The following is a 16,486-nucleotide window of genomic DNA, read 5'->3' on the forward strand; positions in this document are numbered from 1 at the left end:
CAACGATCTTTTTATTGAGCGACCGTAATATGATCGCATAAAGTTTTCGTACTATGATTGTTATCTTTAGATTCTAACTGTACTGTCATATGGTGAATATTTAAAGCGTTTAACCGATCTTCGATACGGTGTAATAATTGCTCGCATTCTTCGATTGTCATTGTATCTTGAACGACAGCGTGACAACTAAAAGCATTTAGATCATTAGAAATCGTCCACACGTGACAATCATGGACATTTTGAATTTCTTTTTCCTCTAGAACTGTGTTAATGACTTCATCGATATTAATATCTTTAGGCGTACCTTCCATCAAGATAGTTAAGGACTCTTTGATTAAACCATAACTGCTACGTAATAACAGTACAGATACCAACATACTGGCAATAGGATCTGCCAATGTGAAATTAAAGGCCCAAATTAACAGTGCTGCCACAATCGCACCTACAGAACCGAGTAAATCTCCAAGCACGTGCAAGAAAGCACCGCGCATATTGATATTATGATGTGTATCTCCACCGTGCATCATTAACCACGCCACTACAATATTGACAATTAAACCTATTACACTGATGGTTAACATTTCAGTAGACATGACTGCTGGGGGCGCAGAGATTCTGCGTATAGCTTCGATTACGATACCGATACTGATAACTAGAAGCAATACACCGTTAAAGAGTGCCGCTAATATTTCAAAGCGTTTGTAGCCGAAAGTCATTTCTGTTGTAGCATGACGTTCCGCATATTTAAATGCAAAGAGTGCGAGTCCTAATGAAAAGGTATCACTTAACATATGTACGCCATCAGATAACAAAGCTAAACTGTTGGCAACATAGCCGCCAATAAGTTCGACTACCATGAAAATGCTAATAATAGCAAATGAAATTGCAAGCACACGTTTATTATCAGTATGGACATGATGATGGTGATGAGCGTGATGATGATTTGAATGACTCATAATATAGCTTCCTTTCTAATACTCTATTGTACAGGGTGCTCTGCGTGATGGATTGCCTGATTTAATAAGGTCACGACATGAGCATCATTCAGCATATAGATTTTTGATTGACCTTGACGTTCTGATTTAACGAGTTCAGCATTTCTCAGTATTTTCAACTGATGAGATACATTTGACTGTGAAAGTTCTAAGGTGTGTGTGATATGACCCACACTGCAAGGCCCTTGTTCTAGTAAGTGCATAATTCTGATACGGTTGGGTTCACTTAATGCTTTGAAAATGTCTGTTACATTGGCGAGCGTGCTCGATTTGAGTTCCTGATGGGGCATAAGAATTCTCCTTCTCATTAATATATGAACATTTATTCATGTATTAATATATCTCTATTTTAAACTGAAGTCAATCATTTGAGAGGAGGTACTTGAAGTTTAATGCAAGATGGCACAGGGAACTAAATCAATATATAATATTCTATAATCGAGGAGTGATGGATTTGAGTATTCTAGTATTAGGCGCTAATGGCGGTGTCGGTAAACAAATCGTTTCAAAATTAAAAGAAGATAATAAAGAAGTTGCAGCAGCTTATCGTAAAAATGATCAAGTAGACAAAGCAGTCGGTGAAGGATACGATGCCAGAAATATAGATGTAGAAAGACACAAAATTGATGAATTAGCTGACAAATTTAAAGATTTTGATCAAGTCGTATTCTCAGTAGGCTCAGGAGGCAGTACAGGAGATGACAAAACAATTATCGTTGACTTAGATGGAGCTGTAAAAGCAATCGAAGCCAGTAAAAAAGCAGGCGTCAAACATTTTGTAATGGTTTCAACATACGATTCCAATCGTGAAGCATTCGACAGTGTTCCAGAATTGAAACCTTATACAATTGCAAAACATTATGCTGATGAGCATTTACGCAATTCAGGCTTATTCCACACAATTGTACATCCTGGTGCTTTAGAAAATGGCCCTGGTACGGGCAACGTGGATATCGCTGAACATTTTGACGGTGGCGGTTCTGTACCACGTGAGGATGTCGCTTCTGTAATTGTAGATGTTCTAGAAAATGAAAAATTCCAAGGTGGAGAATTCCAAGTTATCAGCGGCTCTGAACCTATCTCAGATGCTTTAGAAAATTATTATAAAAATCATCAATAGAATAAGGTGACGAGTTATCACTTTTAAGAAGGAAGCGGGACATTCATTTGGTTCCGCTTCCTTTTTTCACGAATACGGTATGTAATACCTAAGATTTGTTATAATAAAGGTATTAAAACCGTGGGGGTAAATCATGAAAATTTCAAAGACAAAGATATATGAAAAAATTGCCGACATTATATTAGAACAAATTAAATCTGGAGAATACGCGGTCGGCGATAAATTGCCTTCCATACAAGCGCTTTCGAAAGAATACGGTGTCAGTGTGGCTTCGGTCAGAGAAGCATTCAACGCTTTACGCACAATAGGTGTCATTGAAATTAAACAAGGTTACGGTACATTTGTGACCAAGCAAGAACCTGTCTTTTTTAATTTAGAAGAAACATCGTTAACGCATCGACAAGTAGAGGAGTTGCTGGAATTAAGAGCGATTGTAGAGTTAGCTACGGTGAAAAAAGCGGCAACACATAGTACAACCGATGATTTAGCAGAAATGGAAGCAGCTTTGAAAATGATGGAACGTGCAGTTACAGATGGGACTTCAGGTGAAGCGGCTGATTTAAAATTTCATTTAGCTATCGCAAAGGCAGCACAGAATTCGATGCTGTTTGATTTGATGAACAATATTTCGGATGTCATTCAAGAAACAATGAGAGAAACAAGGAAAGTTTATTTATTTAATAAGCAGAAAACCTTGAAACGTTTGTATGATGAACATTTAAAAATATATCATGCGCTTACCAACAAAGATGCTGAAGCGGCAGAAGCCTATATGAGTGCACATTTAGAAGAAGTGCAACAAACTATCTTGCAAAATATTAATAAAAGTCCAATACAATAATTGTTAATCGTACGCACCCAGTTCAATGCTGGGTGTTTTTTATAACATAAACTCAGATAAAGTTTAAACATCTGATGACTAGCTGTTTGATTAGCGCTATAATAAGTGAGTATTCTATTTCGTTTTTAATTTATTGAAGTACGGAAATATTGTGGGGACGATGTTAGGGTGACTTTTCTAGATTAAAAATAAAATTGAAAATCTCATAGGGATAAGATATGCGAAAAAATAAAGGGCAGCATATCGTGAAAGGGTGTAAAGAATGAAAGTCAGTTTATTCTCAACTTGTTTAGTTGAAGCATTTCACACACGTATAGGTATTGCGACGGTTGAATTGCTTGAAAGATTGGGTTGTGAAGTAGACTATCCAGCCGCGCAAATATGTTGTGGTCAGCCTGCTTATAACTCTGGTTATTTTGAAGATGCGAGACAATCGGCGAAACAAATGATTAAGGCATTTAAAGATTCGGAATATGTGGTTGCCCCGTCCGGCTCTTGTATAACAATGTTTAAACACTATCCAAGCTTATTTGAAGATGATCCAGTAATGCACCAAGCGGCCATTGACTTAGCGGATAAATCGTATGAACTTACGCAATTTATCGTTAATGTCTTGGGAGTGCATGATGTCGGAGCAACTTTAGAAGGTAAAGCAACAGTTCATCCATCATGCCACATTACTCGTGTATTAGGTGTCGTGAACGAACCTCAAGAATTATTGAGCAACGTGCAAGGCTTGGAATTAGTAGAGTTACCGAAATATTATAATTGTTGCGGTTTCGGTGGTACATTTGCCGTTAAAATGTCAGATGTTTCCAGTGAAATGGTGGATGAAAAAGCGCATTGCGTAGAAGCAACAGGTGCAGATTATTTAATTGGCGCTGATGCAAGTTGTTTAATGAATATTGAAGGACGCCTGAAACGTATCAATAGCAAAGTTAAAGTATTGCATATCGCAGAAGTCCTTAATCATCAACTAGAAGGGGCGGTGCGTTAAGATGGGTATGAGAATCGGTGATAAAACTTTTAAAGAGGCATTTAAAGTAGAGAAGCAGAACACGTTCATGCGTGGTGCTGTAAGCAGTGCACAAGATGGTTTGAGAACTAAAAAGTTAAAAGCTCAAGAAGAACTTGGCAACTGGGAAGAGTGGAGACAATTATCAGCGGAAATTCGTCAACATACTTTAGAAAATCTGGATTATTATCTGCAACAACTTGCAGGCAATGTCGCAAAATTAGGCGGAAATGTATATTTTGCTGAAACAAAAGAAGAAGCATCTGAGTATATTGCAAATGTTATTAAAGAAAAGAATGCGACTAAAATAGTGAAATCTAAGTCGATGGTGACAGAAGAAATTAATATGAACCATGTACTAGAAGCCACAGGTGCAGAAGTGGTAGAAACAGACTTAGGTGAATATCTCTTGCAAATTGATGAAGCGGATCCGCCTTCACATATTGTCGCACCTGCTTTGCATAAAAATCGTACTCAAATTCAACGTGTATTGAAAGCTAAAGAAGGATACGAAGGCAGTGATGATCCAACAGAGATGGCGCGTTTTGTACGTAAGATTATGCGTGAAAAATTCTTGGCAGCTGAAGTAGGGATTACAGGATGCAACTTTGCAGTCGCGGATAGCGGCAGTTTCTGCTTAGTAACCAATGAAGGGAATGCACGTATGACTACCACTGTTCCTCAAACACAAATTACTGTAATGGGCATGGAACGTATTGTACCTTCTTTTAAAGAGATGGAAGTCTTAGTAGGCATGCTTTCAAGAAGTGCTGTAGGACAAAAATTACCTAGTTATGTGACTACTTTAACAGGACCTCGTGGTGCAGGAGAAATTGATGGACCAGAAGAATTTCATCTTGTAGTAGTAGATAATGGACGATCAAGCATCTTAGGTACTGCCTTCCAATCAATTCTGCAATGTATTCGCTGTGGAGCTTGTATGAACGTCTGTCCAGTTTACAGACATTCTGGAGGCCATAGTTACGGTTCTATTTATCCTGGACCAGTGGGAGCTGTACTATCGCCATTATTAGGCGGCTATGAAGAATATGGACAATTACCTTATGCTTCTTCACTTTGTGCAGCCTGCTCAGAAGCATGTCCAGTTAAGATACCGCTTCACGATTTACTCTTGAAACATCGTCAAGTTGAAGCAGAGGAATTAAAACGCTCTGCATTAGGTGAAAGACTTGTCATGAAAGGATTTGGAATTGGTACAACAAAACCGCATCTTTTCCAATATAGTATTAAAATGGCGGGTCCTGCTTTGAAACCATTCGAGAATAAAGAAGGCTGGGTAGAAAAAGGTCCGAAACCTTTACATGCTTGGACACAATCTCGTGATTTTCCGACACCTGAAAAAGAACGATTCAATCATTGGATGAAAGCACATTTAAAACAGAAGGAAGGTAATCATTGATGACTGGCCAAGTAACCAATCTTAATAAATTCATGGCGAATATTCAAAACGCATTAGAACGTCCATTACCTGAAAAGGTAGTAAAACCTGAATGGTCTGTTGAGCCTCAAGCTAAGACTTTGACTGACTTATCGCAAGATCAATTAGTCGACCATTTAGAAAAAGAATGTGCAAACATTCATACAGCATTTTATAAAACTACTACACATCAATTAAACGATATATTGAAAGAAGTCATACTACAATTCGGCGGCAGTCCAGTTATTCGCTTTGATGATCCACGTTTTGAACAATACCAAGTAGCGTTCAATGATTTCGAAACTACCATATGGGATGAAACTCAACCTGAGGCAAGTAAGAAAGCTGCAGAAAGTGCACAAGTCGGTGTTACGTTCAGTGATTATTGTTTAAGCGAGAGCGGAACAATTGTGCTGTATTCTGGTAAAGGGCGCGGTCGTGCGGTCAGTTTGATGCCGGAGACTTATGTTGCGTTGATTCCTAAATCTACTATTGTTCCTAGATTTACGCAAGCAGCTGAAGGATTATATGATAAAAATCAAACGTACTCACGTTTTCCATCTTGTGTTAACTTTATTACCGGACCTTCTAACTCAGCAGATATTGAAATGAATCTGGTAGTAGGTGTCCATGGCCCTGTTAAAGCTGCATATATTGTTATTGAAGATATTTAATCAAAAAAATTAATCTCTCTTGCTATCATTAGCTTTTTTAAAGTAAATGATAGTGAGAGTTTTTATTTATAAATTGATAACAAATTTAAAAGACCTGAACTTTTTCCGTAGTTCAGGTCTTTGCGCAAATTTTTTAACAATATGAATAACTACATTATTCATAGACATTAATCATATTCATTACCTTATATGTAACACATGTTAAGTTTTTATTAACATACTCTTATTATAAGGGGTACAGTCCACTTTGTACAAGCACTAATCCTTCTTTTTTTGTAGAAAAAATACGACATTTTTTTTGCTTACTACTCAAAAAAATACAAATGAGATTCAAAAATGAAAATGTAAAAAATTTTCATTAGAATTACGTAATAAAAACGTAAATATTGTACCTTTACTATCCTCAATAACAAAATATTGTTATAATATTTAGGATAACATGTACATAAGCAACACGTTTGATAAAACATGTTCTGGTTAATTACGACTATTTTATAAATAATGTTTACATAAAATAAATGATTTAATTGATACTTATGGAGGTGGACATATTCCATGCCGTTGTTTTTGGAACCGATTTTTAAAGAAAGGATCTGGGGGAGCAACCATTTGACTAAATATGGTTATCATTTGCCAGAAAACGATGTTGGGGAAGTTTGGGCAATTTCTGCACATCAACATGGTGACAGTATTATTACCAACGGAATTTATGCCGGAGAAACATTAAGCAGTGTTTGGAAAGCGCATAAAGAACTTTTTGGAGAGTTTCCAAGTGCACAATTTCCTTTAATGGTTAAGATGATTGATGCTCAAGAACCATTATCTGTACAAGTACACCCCGATACAAACTATGCTTATGAGCATGAGAATGGGGATTACGGAAAAAAAGAATGCTGGTATATTATCGAAGCGGAAGAAAACGCAGAGATTATCTATGGTTTGAACACGGATTCGAAAGAGGAGTTTATAGAAGCATTAGATGAAGAAGCACCGCATGGCTTATTTAAACATATTCCTGTCAAAGCAGGAGATTTCTTCTTTGTGCCAAACGGGATTGTGCATGCAATCGGAAAAGGAATCACAGTTTATGAAGTAACGCAATCATCGGATGTGACATACCGTATTTATGATTACGATCGCACTGATGAGTCAGGCAACCAACGTGAAATGCATATTGAAAAAGCAAAAGATGTCGTTGAAGTAAGAGAAGAGAGTCCTAATGTGATACCAGAAACTGAAATTATTGAAAATCATAAGCGCACGCAATATATTTCAAATGACAGTTTCACGGTTGTAAAATGGGAAATTACAGGAACGTTAAATTATATGAAACCTAGAGAATTTTGCTTGGTTACTATCTTAGATGGAGAAGGCACATTGGTAACTGATGGAGATATTTATGAAATAGAAAAAGGTAAGAGCTTTATTCTAACTTCTGAAGACTTAGACAATATCTTTAAAGGTGACTTTACGCTAATGATCACTTATGTGTAATCGATGTTAAAGAAAATGAGGTATGACAAATGCGTAAGTTTTTATATTTAGCTTTGATATGTGGGATATTATCAGGCGCAGGTATTTTCTTGAATTTTCCTAAGTATCCTAATTTAATGATTCCAGCAGCCTTTGCGATATTGGGAATGATTTGTGCGTTGATTACAATTGCTGATAAGAAAACCAGCGGCATGTTAACACTCGGCGGTGTATTAATTAACTTAATGCCACTGTTAGCTATATTTATGATGCCAAAGTAATGAACGGTTGTAACATGGTATATCATTTGGTATAACTGTTTAAAATAGCAATTTGCAATAGATAAAAGGAAAATCAGCCTGAATCAAAATTATTGCACTTAAAGAATTTTTTAAAGGAGCAGAATCAATATGACTGAAGAAACAAATTATTTCTGGCTGAATTGCGGTTACAATCGCTGGAATCATAATGAACCGCTTGTAGGGCAAACTACTTTATTTGAATCTGGCGCTCAATTCAACCCTACACAAGGTTTCCGTGCTTTTAAAAAAGCCAAAGCAGGCGACAAAGTAATTTTTTATCAAGTCCAAACAGATGCAGGTCTATTAGGCAGCGGTGAAATCATTAGTGTACAAACTGGAGCACAACATAAAATTCGTGTGCAGTTCCGTTTGACAGAAGCCTTAAAACCTCTTACTACTGAATATTTAAAGCGCAGTGAGGCTTTAGAATTCCGAATTAATAATATGAAGGAAACGTTATTTAATCAAATTACTCCAGAAGAATTTAAACTGATTGAACAACTAGGTAAAGGTGATACGCAAATTCCACGCTATTTCTTTTTAGCAGAGAATAAAGAATTTGAGCCAGGAGAAACTTATACGCTATTTACGCATACTTATAACGGCATTAAGCGAAATGGCTATCATTATTACACGCAATTAGAAATCGGCGATAAAATTGTCTTTTACAGTCGTCAGCAAGACTATTCAGTAGTCGGTTTAGGCGAAGTCACACAGCACTTAAGGGAATTACCTCCTATACCTGGCCGAACAAATAGTACAGCAATAGAAGTGAAATATAATGAAGATATTAATCCAGTCAGTTTGTCGACTTTAAATAAGCATCCTCGTTTGAAAAATTTATATTATCTTCAAGAAAATGCCAAGCAAGCCATTGCCAGTATGTCGCAAGCTCAATTTGAAGCTATTTTAGAAATGAGCGAACATAACGGCGTGAAATCTCAGTTTGAGACGGTAGAAAAAGATTCTGTGATTGATAAAAAAGATGAAGAGCTGAAGCCTTTTATTTTGCTAGTAATTAGTAATCGGAATCGAGCAGAAGGGTTAAAAGCTGCAGATAATTTATTGCAGAAAACCAATGCGCATCCTGTAATTACAAGCGGTCATCCTGACTTTACTGAAGATATGCTTTATGGCAAATATTTACCGAATGAAGCGGGCGCCTTGTATTTCAGAGAAGGATTTATCACCGAATTGATGCCGAAAACAGACCGCAGTTACTTGGTAATTGACAACTTCAATCGTATTGATCCGGATATATTCCAAACTTATATCAATGTATTAGAAGGTTATGAAGTGACCTTGCCACGTTATAATCGTGATGGTTCAATGATTAAATGGTCTCGAAAAAAAGATTCATTCTATCACTTCAATCCGAACTGGCATATTATAGGTGTCACTTATGATAATATAGCAGAGATTAAAGAAAAATATTCTGAGCAATTCTTAAAATATGCACGTATTGTAAAAGTAAATCATGATTAATCAATGAGATTGACTGGAAATAGTATCCGGTCAATCTTTTTTATTGTGTTGAAAAATTGCCCTGACGGGTATGCATTACATATACTAAAAGTAAGAAAGAAATAAAGGAGAGATAGAAGATGCCGATTATTTATTATGATGCGAATTGTGTTTATTGTTATAACTACGCAATTTGGCTAATCAGACATGGTTTATCACCAAGTTATCAATTTGCGACATTGAAAGGACCCGCTGGTCAAGAATTAGAACGCAAACACCCAGGAATATTAGATATGAACACAGTTGTTTTGCAAGAAGGAGAGCATTTGTACTTTAAATCCACTGCGATTGCAAAATTACTGATGTCCTTAACTCAAGATAAGTGGATGGGAATCTTATTAACTTTAGTACCGAAACCACTACGTAACTTCGGCTATGATTTATTTGCAAATAATCGCGATAAAATGTGGCACGCAGAGTGGCAACAACCTAATGATTATGAGAAAGCTTTCTTTATAGATGAGGATCAAAATCATAATTAAGGTTGTTCTATTAAGGTAAAAGTACGCTTTTGAAAGGTTTTCTTTTTGAGAATTAATTGAGAATAGCAATTGAAGTACAATAATATTAATCATATTTAACGATTGAATCTAACGAAAAAACTATTCAATCCGAGCGCACTATTCTAGCTAAGTTTAATTGAATAAGCTATAAAAAACAGGGTATATTATAATCGTGGGAAAGAACAAGAATTAGCGGATGCTTATTTAGAATTATTTTAATCTAAGAACGAAATAGCCTTTACAGATTGTAATGATTATTATATAATAGTTATTACAAAGAGAAAGCAACAACAACTTAAAGGAGCGATTATTTTTATGGCAAACAAACAAGATGTAGTAGATGTGTTAAATGAACAAGTAGCAAACTGGACAGTATTATATACTAAAATTCATAACTTCCACTGGTTCGTAAAAGGACCTCATTTCTTCTCTCTACACGTTAAATTTGAAGAATTATACAACGAAGCAAGTGAAACAATTGACGAATTAGCTGAACGTATTTTAGCTATTGGAGGCGCACCAATTGCCACTATGAAAAAAAGCTTAGATGTAGCTATCGTTGATGAAGCTGAATCAGAAGGCTCAGCAGAAGATATGGTCAATGCAATTTCTAAAGACTTCAGTAATATTTCTGATCAATTAGAAAAAGCAATTGAAGTAGCTGGCGATGCTGAAGACGACGTATCTCAAGATATGTTAATCGCATTACAAACATCAGTTGACAAACATAACTGGATGTTCCAATCATTCCTAGGCAAATAATCGTTCATAAGCGATTTATAAATGGGCATATACAAAACTCCTGTTTTCTAAGCAGGAGTTTTTTTGTACATAAATTTAAAGTTCTATAACTAGAATTGATTATCATACTATGTTTAGTATAATAAGTTTAAGTCAACTAATTTTTTAAAAATATAGGTGGGATAATCAAATGAAAAAATATCTTGGAGTAATTCTTGCAGCAACCGTAACTTTAACTGCGTGCGGAGAAAAGAGTGAAGGAGAAAAAACGTCTAAAAAAGAAAGTGCTATACATACAGAACAAATCAGTAAACAAAAACATCAAATTAAAAAAGAAAATGGTGTAACTAAGATTGATAATTTAATCTTAGTTAATAAGAAAGTTCCTATTTCTAAGTCTTATAATAAAGGCGAGGACGCAGTTGCTAGAACACAATTAAATAAAATGATAGAAGATGGCAGAAAACATGGACTGAATATTTTATATAGAAGTGGATTCAGATCCTATGCTGAACAAACGCAACTCTATAACAGCTATGTACAACGTGATGGTAAAGCAGCAGCGGATAAATATAGTGCTGCACCTGGCACGTCTGAACATCAAACTGGTTTAGCTTTCGACGTCGGTACAAATCCTTCTAATGCAGACTTTAAAGAAGCATTTGGTCAAACACGTGAAGGGAAATGGTTAGCTGACAATGCCTACAAGTATGGATTTATATTAAGATATCCTAAAGGAAAAGAAAAAATAACGGGTTATCAATATGAACCTTGGCATTTTAGATATGTCGGTAAAAAGGATGCGAAAAAGATACACGCACAAAAATTAACTTTAGAAGAGTATTTAGATTATGGCTATAAAAAATAAGTATGTAAGATAGAAATCAGGGGCCGTGACATTAATTTGTCACAGCCCCTTGTCTACTATATCTTAGGCAATTTCTAATGCAATTTCCATCATTTGAGTGAAAGAATTTTGACGTTCTTCAGCAGTAGTTGCTTCATCACGTAAAATGTGATCACTGACAGTAAAGATACCTAACGCTTTTTTGCCTGCATAAGTCGCATTTAAATAAAGGCCAGCTGATTCCATTTCGATTCCTAAAATACCCATACGATGCCATTGGTCATTGAAAGTAGGGTCTGCATTATAGAAGGTGTCGGAAGATAGAACGTTGCCGACATGAGTGGTAGCGCCTAAATCATCAGCAGCTTTCTTAGCCTTAACCATTAAATCAAAATCACCGAGCGGAGCAAAATGTCCAGGAATATTATATTGATCCACGTAACTTGAATTTGTAGAAGCACCTTGAGCGATAATAATATCATATAAGTTCACATCTTCTTGCAAAGCACCGCAAGAACCTACGCGAATAATAGTATCTACATCAAATGTGTTGTAGAGTTCATATGAATAAATTCCAATACTAGGAATTCCCATACCTGAACCCATAACGGAAACTTCTTTTCCTTTGTAAGTTCCAGTATAGCCGAACATGTTACGTACTTCGTTAAATTGCACAACATCTTCTAAATAGTTATCAGCAATGTATTTTGCACGCAGTGGATCACCTGGCATTAATACAGTTTTTGCTATTTTAGCACCATTTGGTTGAATATGAGGTGTACCTTGTGTCATAAATCTTTCGCTCCTTCATTAAATAGAATATTTAATTTAAAGATAACACGACGAGGCTTAATTTGCGAGCATATCAACGTTTAAATGCGATTAACTGGAAAAATATTGTAAATTTCTGTCAGAATAATTTGTTATATTTTAGTAGGCTGAAATATTTGGTAAAATAGATTGCAAGACGATAAAATGAATTGAAATAAACAGATTAAAAATTGGAGGAACCTATCCATGGATTATGCAAAATATATTGATCATACGTTATTAAAACCAGATACAACACTTGAACAAATTGATAAGTTGATTGAAGAAGCCAAGCAATATGAGTTTAAATCAGTTTGTATCAATCCCACTTACGTTAAACATGCAGCTGAATCATTAAAAGATACTGATGTGATGGTATGTACTGTCATTGGTTTCCCTTTAGGCGCGAATACTACTGCAACCAAAGCATTTGAAGCGGAAGATGCTGTGAAAAATGGTGCAGATGAATTAGACATGGTAATTAATATCGGTGCTTTAAAAGATCAACGCTATGATGAGGTGCAAGCAGATATTGAAGCGGTAGTTAAAGCTGCTGGTGATCATACAGTTAAAGTTATTATTGAAACAGTACTATTAACAGATGAGGAGAAAGTCAAAGCTTCAGAAATCAGTAAAGCAGCTGGAGCAGACTTTGTTAAAACGTCTACTGGTTTCGCAGGCGGCGGTGCTACTGTTGAAGATGTGAAATTGATGAAAGAAACAGTAGGGGATGATTTAGAAGTTAAAGCTTCTGGTGGCGTACGCAATTTAGATGATTTCAAAGCTATGTTAGATGCCGGTGCAACGCGTGTAGGCGCAAGTGCAGGAATACAAATTATTCAAGGACTAGAATCTGATTCAGATTATTAATTAACATTTAGATATATATCGCTAGTTTAAGATGCAGGGGTTGGGACATTAATTTGTTCCAGCTCTTGTTTTTTTATAATAAAATATGATTAATAAATTATCGGCTATTATGTTGTGTGCGTTGTAAAGTAATGGTAATCTTAAAACAGTGTCATAACAACAAAGGAGCTACAACATGTTTTTCACAACTTTAACAGAAGACGAATTCGCACAATTTACTCAAGAAAATTTTTCACATTATACACAGTCTGCCAGACATTACCAATATAGAAATGTACACCAACAAGACGTACATTTAGTCGGAGTCAAAGATGATGACGGCAAAGTGATAGCAGCCTGTCTTTTATCTGAAGCCAGATGTTTAAGGTTTTTCAAGTATTTCTATACTCACAGAGGGCCTGTAATGGATTACAGCAATCTGAGATTAGTAAAATATTTCTTCGCATCTTTAACACGTTATTTAAAGAAACAACGATGTATTTATGTTCTAGTAGATCCTTATTTACTTGCAAGTTTAAGAGAAACTGATGGAGAAATTATCGAAAGTTATGATAATCAACGCTTTATTAAAGAATTAGCTAAACTCGGTTATATCCATCAAGGCTATTCAATCGGTTATTCGCAAATGAGTCAAATACGTTGGTTATCCGTATTAGATTTGAAAGATAAGTCTGAAACACAATTGCTGAATGAAATGGACTACCAAACACGTCGTAATATTAAAAAGACTTACGAAATGGGTGTACAAGTCAGAACACTTTCTATTGACGAGACTCCAACTTTCTTTGAACTTTTCAGAATGGCTGAAGAAAAACACGGTTTCAAATTCCGCGAATTAGATTATTTTAAACAAATGCAAAAAACTTATGGTAATCGTGCCTTTTTAAAAATAGCCTATGTAGATTTATATACTTATTTGAAAGCATTAAATGAAAAGCATACTGAATTAGTACTCGAGTTAAATAAATTAAATGCAAAATTACAAGAAAGTCCAAATTCTAAAAAGACTAAGAGTAAAATCAATCAATTAAAACAACAAGTCGATAGTAATACACGTAAAATTAATGAAACAAAAGAATTAATGCAATCAGAAGGGGATGTTTTAAATCTCGCTTCCGCATTATACTTGTACAATGAACATGAAGTTTATTACCTTTCAAGCGGATCTAATCCTAAATATAATCGTTTCATGGGTGCCTACAGACTACAATGGGAAATGATTAAATTTGCTAAAAAGAAAAATATTGATCGTTATAATTTCTACGGTATCACTGGCGATTTTACAGATGATGCAGAAGACTTTGGCGTTCAGAAATTTAAAGAGGGCTTCAATGCACATGTAGAAGAGTATATCGGAGATTTTATTAAACCTATTCATCCGCTTCTATACAAACTATATCAATTCACTGAAAAATCAAGAAAGCACTAAAATAAATGTAAGATATATGAGGAGCACCACAAAATAGGAGGTAGAACATACAAGAATGTTCTATCTTCTTTGTGTTTGGAGTGGTGAATTATTAGAGTATAATTTAGCCGAGCTGAATGGAATATATCGGCCAAGATGGCGGTGAACGTGTCCAATAAACGGATATATTGGCCAAGATGGCGGTGAACGTGTCCAATAAATAGATATATTGGCCAAGATTCGATGCAACATGTCCAATAAATCTAAAATACTGCCCAAAATATTCCCAACACCCAAAACAGTGAAGCAAGGACATAAGGTGTTTCTAAAATTTAACACAACTTTATTTCGTAAAACTCTTTAATTTAACTGAAAATATGATAAAATATTCTTAAAACAAAATCAAAGAATAGCAATTGATGTAAAGTGCACTTTCTTATATTATAGTGTCATGAAACATACAAGTTAGCTCAAATAGAGAGAAAATTGCTGCTTATATAGCGTTAATGATCTTCAATAAATAAATAGAACGATTGGGGTATCGCTAAAGGAGTGAGAGCAGAATGACATTCATTCTATCTCTCCCTTCATTACATTCCATACAACTATAGCAAAGTCAGAAATAGTGTATCTTTAATAAGTTGTTATCCGAATGGAGGATTTCATGAATTTATTAAAGCAATACTTTGATACCCCAAAGATGCCATTAGCCTTTTACTACACGCCTTATGTAGCCGTTCATGTAGTAATGTTTATTACTTTAGTGAACGATAATGCAAGCGCATTTAAATGGATCTGGACGATTTTAACATTCTTACTTGGCAGTTACACATATGCTTGGTTAAGTGATTACATGCTCTATACCAGTCAAAATGGTTTTGTACGTTATATATTTATGAAGAGCATGATTTTCAGACGCGACTTCGGTAATGTCGTGAAAAATACACATACGGCAAATAAGCAAGATAGAGTTTTTAAAATAGAAGGTAACAGAGTAAGAGAAGATAATATGACTTATGTCAAAAGAACTTTTTTCTCTATAGCGATTAATGTCGTCGTTAAATTCTTCTTAGCTTTCTTACTTTATCCAATATTTATTATTTCTATTTTCATTCACCCGATTATCATTAAGAAATATAAAGAACTTGCGTTACGTGAGGAACAAAACGGGATGCAACAATAATATAAGTTGTTAAATGAGATGACAACAAAATGAAGAGGCTGGGACATAAAAAGTGTCTCAGCCTCTTCGTGAATGGGTAGCAGCTTCTTGATTATTGCTCCCGTTCTTTCTTTTACTTAATATTAAATTAAACATTATTCACTAAAAATTTTATCCCATTGATCTCTTTTATCTAAGAACTCTTGAGCAATTTCTTTCGCGCCTTCTAGTGAGTGACTTGCTGCCCAACCACATTGAACTTCGTTGCATGCCGGTACTTCGTCTGCTGCAAGAACATCATTTAAAGTAGCTTCGATAATATTCAACACATCTTCATAGTCATCATGGTTAATGAAAGAAACATAAAATCCAGTTTGGCAACCCATTGGACTTAAATCCACTACTTTATCTGTATGATTTCTGATATTTTCAGCCATTAAGTGTTCTAATGAATGCAAACCTGGCATTTTCATGTGTTCTTTATTTGGTTGTTTGAAGCGAATGTCATATTTCTTAATCACATCACCATTCGCTCCTTCAACTGTTCCGGCTAAACGTACAAACGGAGCAACAACTTTTGTGTGGTCTAAATTGAAACTTTCAACGTTCATTTTTGGCATAACCTAAATCCTCCTCTAGTTTCTTTGAGTCAATTGTAACAAGCAAAGATGGGTTTTACAATTTGAAAGTCTTCATTTTAGGGTAAAAGTTGATAGGAATACTCGGGATAAGTTTATTAAATTTTCGAAAAAGTAATGACAAA

The 16,486-nt window shown here is 35.2% G+C and carries 18 protein-coding genes; 14 read left to right on the forward strand and 4 right to left on the reverse strand.

The window, feature by feature from the left end; all coding sequences use genetic code 11:
* Nucleotides 1-11: 11 nt before the first annotated feature.
* Nucleotides 12-956, reverse strand: a complete 945-nt coding sequence (gene czrB / locus CKV71_RS04255; protein ID WP_095104163.1) for a CDF family zinc efflux transporter CzrB — start codon at nt 954-956, stop codon at nt 12-14.
* A gap of 23 nt (nt 957-979) precedes the next feature.
* Nucleotides 980-1,285: an ArsR/SmtB family transcription factor gene (locus CKV71_RS04260; protein ID WP_095104165.1), complete on the reverse strand. Its 306-nt coding sequence runs from the start codon at nt 1,283-1,285 to the stop codon at nt 980-982.
* Nucleotides 1,286-1,449: 164 nt separating this feature from the next.
* Between CKV71_RS04260 and CKV71_RS04265 the strand changes: the two genes are divergently transcribed.
* The 11 genes from CKV71_RS04265 (at nt 1,450) to CKV71_RS04315 (ending at nt 11,494) form a co-directional block, all read left to right on the forward strand.
* Entirely contained in the window at nt 1,450-2,115 is a 666-nt protein-coding gene (locus CKV71_RS04265) for an SDR family oxidoreductase (RefSeq protein WP_095104167.1), read from the forward strand.
* A 133-nt stretch (nt 2,116-2,248) separates the two neighbouring features.
* Nucleotides 2,249-2,956, forward strand: a complete 708-nt coding sequence (locus CKV71_RS04270) for a FadR/GntR family transcriptional regulator (protein WP_095104168.1) — start codon at nt 2,249-2,251, stop codon at nt 2,954-2,956.
* Between the two features lie 262 nt (nt 2,957-3,218).
* On the forward strand, nt 3,219-3,953 hold the full coding sequence (locus CKV71_RS04275; RefSeq protein WP_095104169.1) for a (Fe-S)-binding protein: 735 nt from the start codon (nt 3,219-3,221) through the stop codon (nt 3,951-3,953).
* 1 nt (nt 3,954) lies between these two features.
* Nucleotides 3,955-5,391: a LutB/LldF family L-lactate oxidation iron-sulfur protein gene (locus tag CKV71_RS04280; protein WP_095104170.1), complete on the forward strand. Its 1,437-nt coding sequence runs from the start codon at nt 3,955-3,957 to the stop codon at nt 5,389-5,391.
* On the forward strand, nt 5,391-6,083 hold the full coding sequence (locus CKV71_RS04285) for a LutC/YkgG family protein (protein ID WP_095104171.1): 693 nt from the start codon (nt 5,391-5,393) through the stop codon (nt 6,081-6,083). The genes CKV71_RS04280 and CKV71_RS04285 overlap by 1 nt, the downstream gene beginning before the upstream one ends.
* Nucleotides 6,084-6,638: 555 nt before the next feature.
* Nucleotides 6,639-7,577, forward strand: a complete 939-nt coding sequence (gene manA, locus CKV71_RS04290; protein WP_095104173.1) for a mannose-6-phosphate isomerase, class I — start codon at nt 6,639-6,641, stop codon at nt 7,575-7,577.
* 29 nt (nt 7,578-7,606) lie between these two features.
* Nucleotides 7,607-7,837 (forward strand): hypothetical protein, encoded by a 231-nt coding sequence (locus CKV71_RS04295; RefSeq protein ID WP_095104174.1) that lies wholly within the window; start codon nt 7,607-7,609, stop codon nt 7,835-7,837.
* A gap of 129 nt (nt 7,838-7,966) precedes the next feature.
* The gene (locus CKV71_RS04300) at nt 7,967-9,343 is read left to right on the forward strand and encodes an EVE domain-containing protein (RefSeq protein WP_095104175.1); all 1,377 of its coding nucleotides are present in this window, start codon (nt 7,967-7,969) and stop codon (nt 9,341-9,343) included.
* A gap of 119 nt (nt 9,344-9,462) precedes the next feature.
* Nucleotides 9,463-9,864 carry a thiol-disulfide oxidoreductase DCC family protein gene (locus CKV71_RS04305; RefSeq protein WP_095104176.1) on the forward strand — a complete coding sequence of 134 codons (402 nt, stop codon included), beginning with the start codon at nt 9,463-9,465 and terminating at the stop codon, nt 9,862-9,864.
* A 336-nt stretch (nt 9,865-10,200) separates the two neighbouring features.
* Nucleotides 10,201-10,647: a Dps family protein gene (locus tag CKV71_RS04310; protein ID WP_015900890.1), complete on the forward strand. Its 447-nt coding sequence runs from the start codon at nt 10,201-10,203 to the stop codon at nt 10,645-10,647.
* A 169-nt stretch (nt 10,648-10,816) separates the two neighbouring features.
* Nucleotides 10,817-11,494: a M15 family metallopeptidase gene (locus CKV71_RS04315; RefSeq protein ID WP_095104177.1), complete on the forward strand. Its 678-nt coding sequence runs from the start codon at nt 10,817-10,819 to the stop codon at nt 11,492-11,494.
* Nucleotides 11,495-11,557: 63 nt separating this feature from the next.
* Here the strand turns inward: CKV71_RS04315 and deoD are convergent, their stop codons facing one another.
* Nucleotides 11,558-12,265, reverse strand: a complete 708-nt coding sequence (gene deoD, locus CKV71_RS04320) for a purine-nucleoside phosphorylase (protein ID WP_095104179.1) — start codon at nt 12,263-12,265, stop codon at nt 11,558-11,560.
* Nucleotides 12,266-12,490: 225 nt separating this feature from the next.
* Between deoD and deoC the strand changes: the two genes are divergently transcribed.
* The 3 genes from deoC (at nt 12,491) to CKV71_RS04335 (ending at nt 15,744) form a co-directional block, all read left to right on the forward strand.
* Nucleotides 12,491-13,153 (forward strand): deoxyribose-phosphate aldolase, encoded by a 663-nt coding sequence (deoC, locus tag CKV71_RS04325; protein ID WP_095104180.1) that lies wholly within the window; start codon nt 12,491-12,493, stop codon nt 13,151-13,153.
* Between the two features lie 175 nt (nt 13,154-13,328).
* A complete protein-coding gene (locus CKV71_RS04330; RefSeq protein WP_095104181.1) occupies nt 13,329-14,582 on the forward strand; it encodes an aminoacyltransferase in 1,254 nt (417 codons plus the stop codon).
* Between the two features lie 643 nt (nt 14,583-15,225).
* A complete protein-coding gene (locus CKV71_RS04335; RefSeq protein ID WP_095104182.1) occupies nt 15,226-15,744 on the forward strand; it encodes a hypothetical protein in 519 nt (172 codons plus the stop codon).
* A gap of 134 nt (nt 15,745-15,878) precedes the next feature.
* Here CKV71_RS04335 and CKV71_RS04340 read toward each other — a convergent pair whose 3' ends face one another.
* Nucleotides 15,879-16,343, reverse strand: coding sequence for an S-ribosylhomocysteine lyase (locus CKV71_RS04340; RefSeq protein WP_095104187.1), 465 nt, complete (start codon nt 16,341-16,343; stop codon nt 15,879-15,881).
* Nucleotides 16,344-16,486 lie beyond the last annotated feature (143 nt).

Origin of the sequence: Staphylococcus piscifermentans, from assembly GCF_900186985.1 — a bacterium.
GTDB lineage: Bacteria > Bacillota > Bacilli > Staphylococcales > Staphylococcaceae > Staphylococcus > Staphylococcus piscifermentans.

Bases quoted from the DNA above. Each gene is read 5' to 3' on its own strand.
- czrB (WP_095104163.1), bottom strand. From the start codon at position 956: ATGAGTCATTCAAATCATCATCACGCTCATCACCATCATCATGTCCAT.
- CKV71_RS04260 (WP_095104165.1), bottom strand. From the start codon at position 1,285: ATGCCCCATCAGGAACTCAAATCGAGCACGCTCGCCAATGTAACAGAC.
- CKV71_RS04270 (WP_095104168.1), top strand. From the start codon at position 2,249: ATGAAAATTTCAAAGACAAAGATATATGAAAAAATTGCCGACATTATA.
- CKV71_RS04275 (WP_095104169.1), top strand. From the start codon at position 3,219: ATGAAAGTCAGTTTATTCTCAACTTGTTTAGTTGAAGCATTTCACACA.
- CKV71_RS04280 (WP_095104170.1), top strand. From the start codon at position 3,955: ATGGGTATGAGAATCGGTGATAAAACTTTTAAAGAGGCATTTAAAGTA.
- CKV71_RS04285 (WP_095104171.1), top strand. From the start codon at position 5,391: ATGACTGGCCAAGTAACCAATCTTAATAAATTCATGGCGAATATTCAA.
- manA (WP_095104173.1), top strand. From the start codon at position 6,639: ATGCCGTTGTTTTTGGAACCGATTTTTAAAGAAAGGATCTGGGGGAGC.
- CKV71_RS04295 (WP_095104174.1), top strand. From the start codon at position 7,607: ATGCGTAAGTTTTTATATTTAGCTTTGATATGTGGGATATTATCAGGC.
- CKV71_RS04300 (WP_095104175.1), top strand. From the start codon at position 7,967: ATGACTGAAGAAACAAATTATTTCTGGCTGAATTGCGGTTACAATCGC.
- CKV71_RS04305 (WP_095104176.1), top strand. From the start codon at position 9,463: ATGCCGATTATTTATTATGATGCGAATTGTGTTTATTGTTATAACTAC.
- CKV71_RS04310 (WP_015900890.1), top strand. From the start codon at position 10,201: ATGGCAAACAAACAAGATGTAGTAGATGTGTTAAATGAACAAGTAGCA.
- CKV71_RS04315 (WP_095104177.1), top strand. From the start codon at position 10,817: ATGAAAAAATATCTTGGAGTAATTCTTGCAGCAACCGTAACTTTAACT.
- deoD (WP_095104179.1), bottom strand. From the start codon at position 12,265: ATGACACAAGGTACACCTCATATTCAACCAAATGGTGCTAAAATAGCA.
- deoC (WP_095104180.1), top strand. From the start codon at position 12,491: ATGGATTATGCAAAATATATTGATCATACGTTATTAAAACCAGATACA.
- CKV71_RS04330 (WP_095104181.1), top strand. From the start codon at position 13,329: ATGTTTTTCACAACTTTAACAGAAGACGAATTCGCACAATTTACTCAA.
- CKV71_RS04335 (WP_095104182.1), top strand. From the start codon at position 15,226: ATGAATTTATTAAAGCAATACTTTGATACCCCAAAGATGCCATTAGCC.
- CKV71_RS04340 (WP_095104187.1), bottom strand. From the start codon at position 16,343: ATGCCAAAAATGAACGTTGAAAGTTTCAATTTAGACCACACAAAAGTT.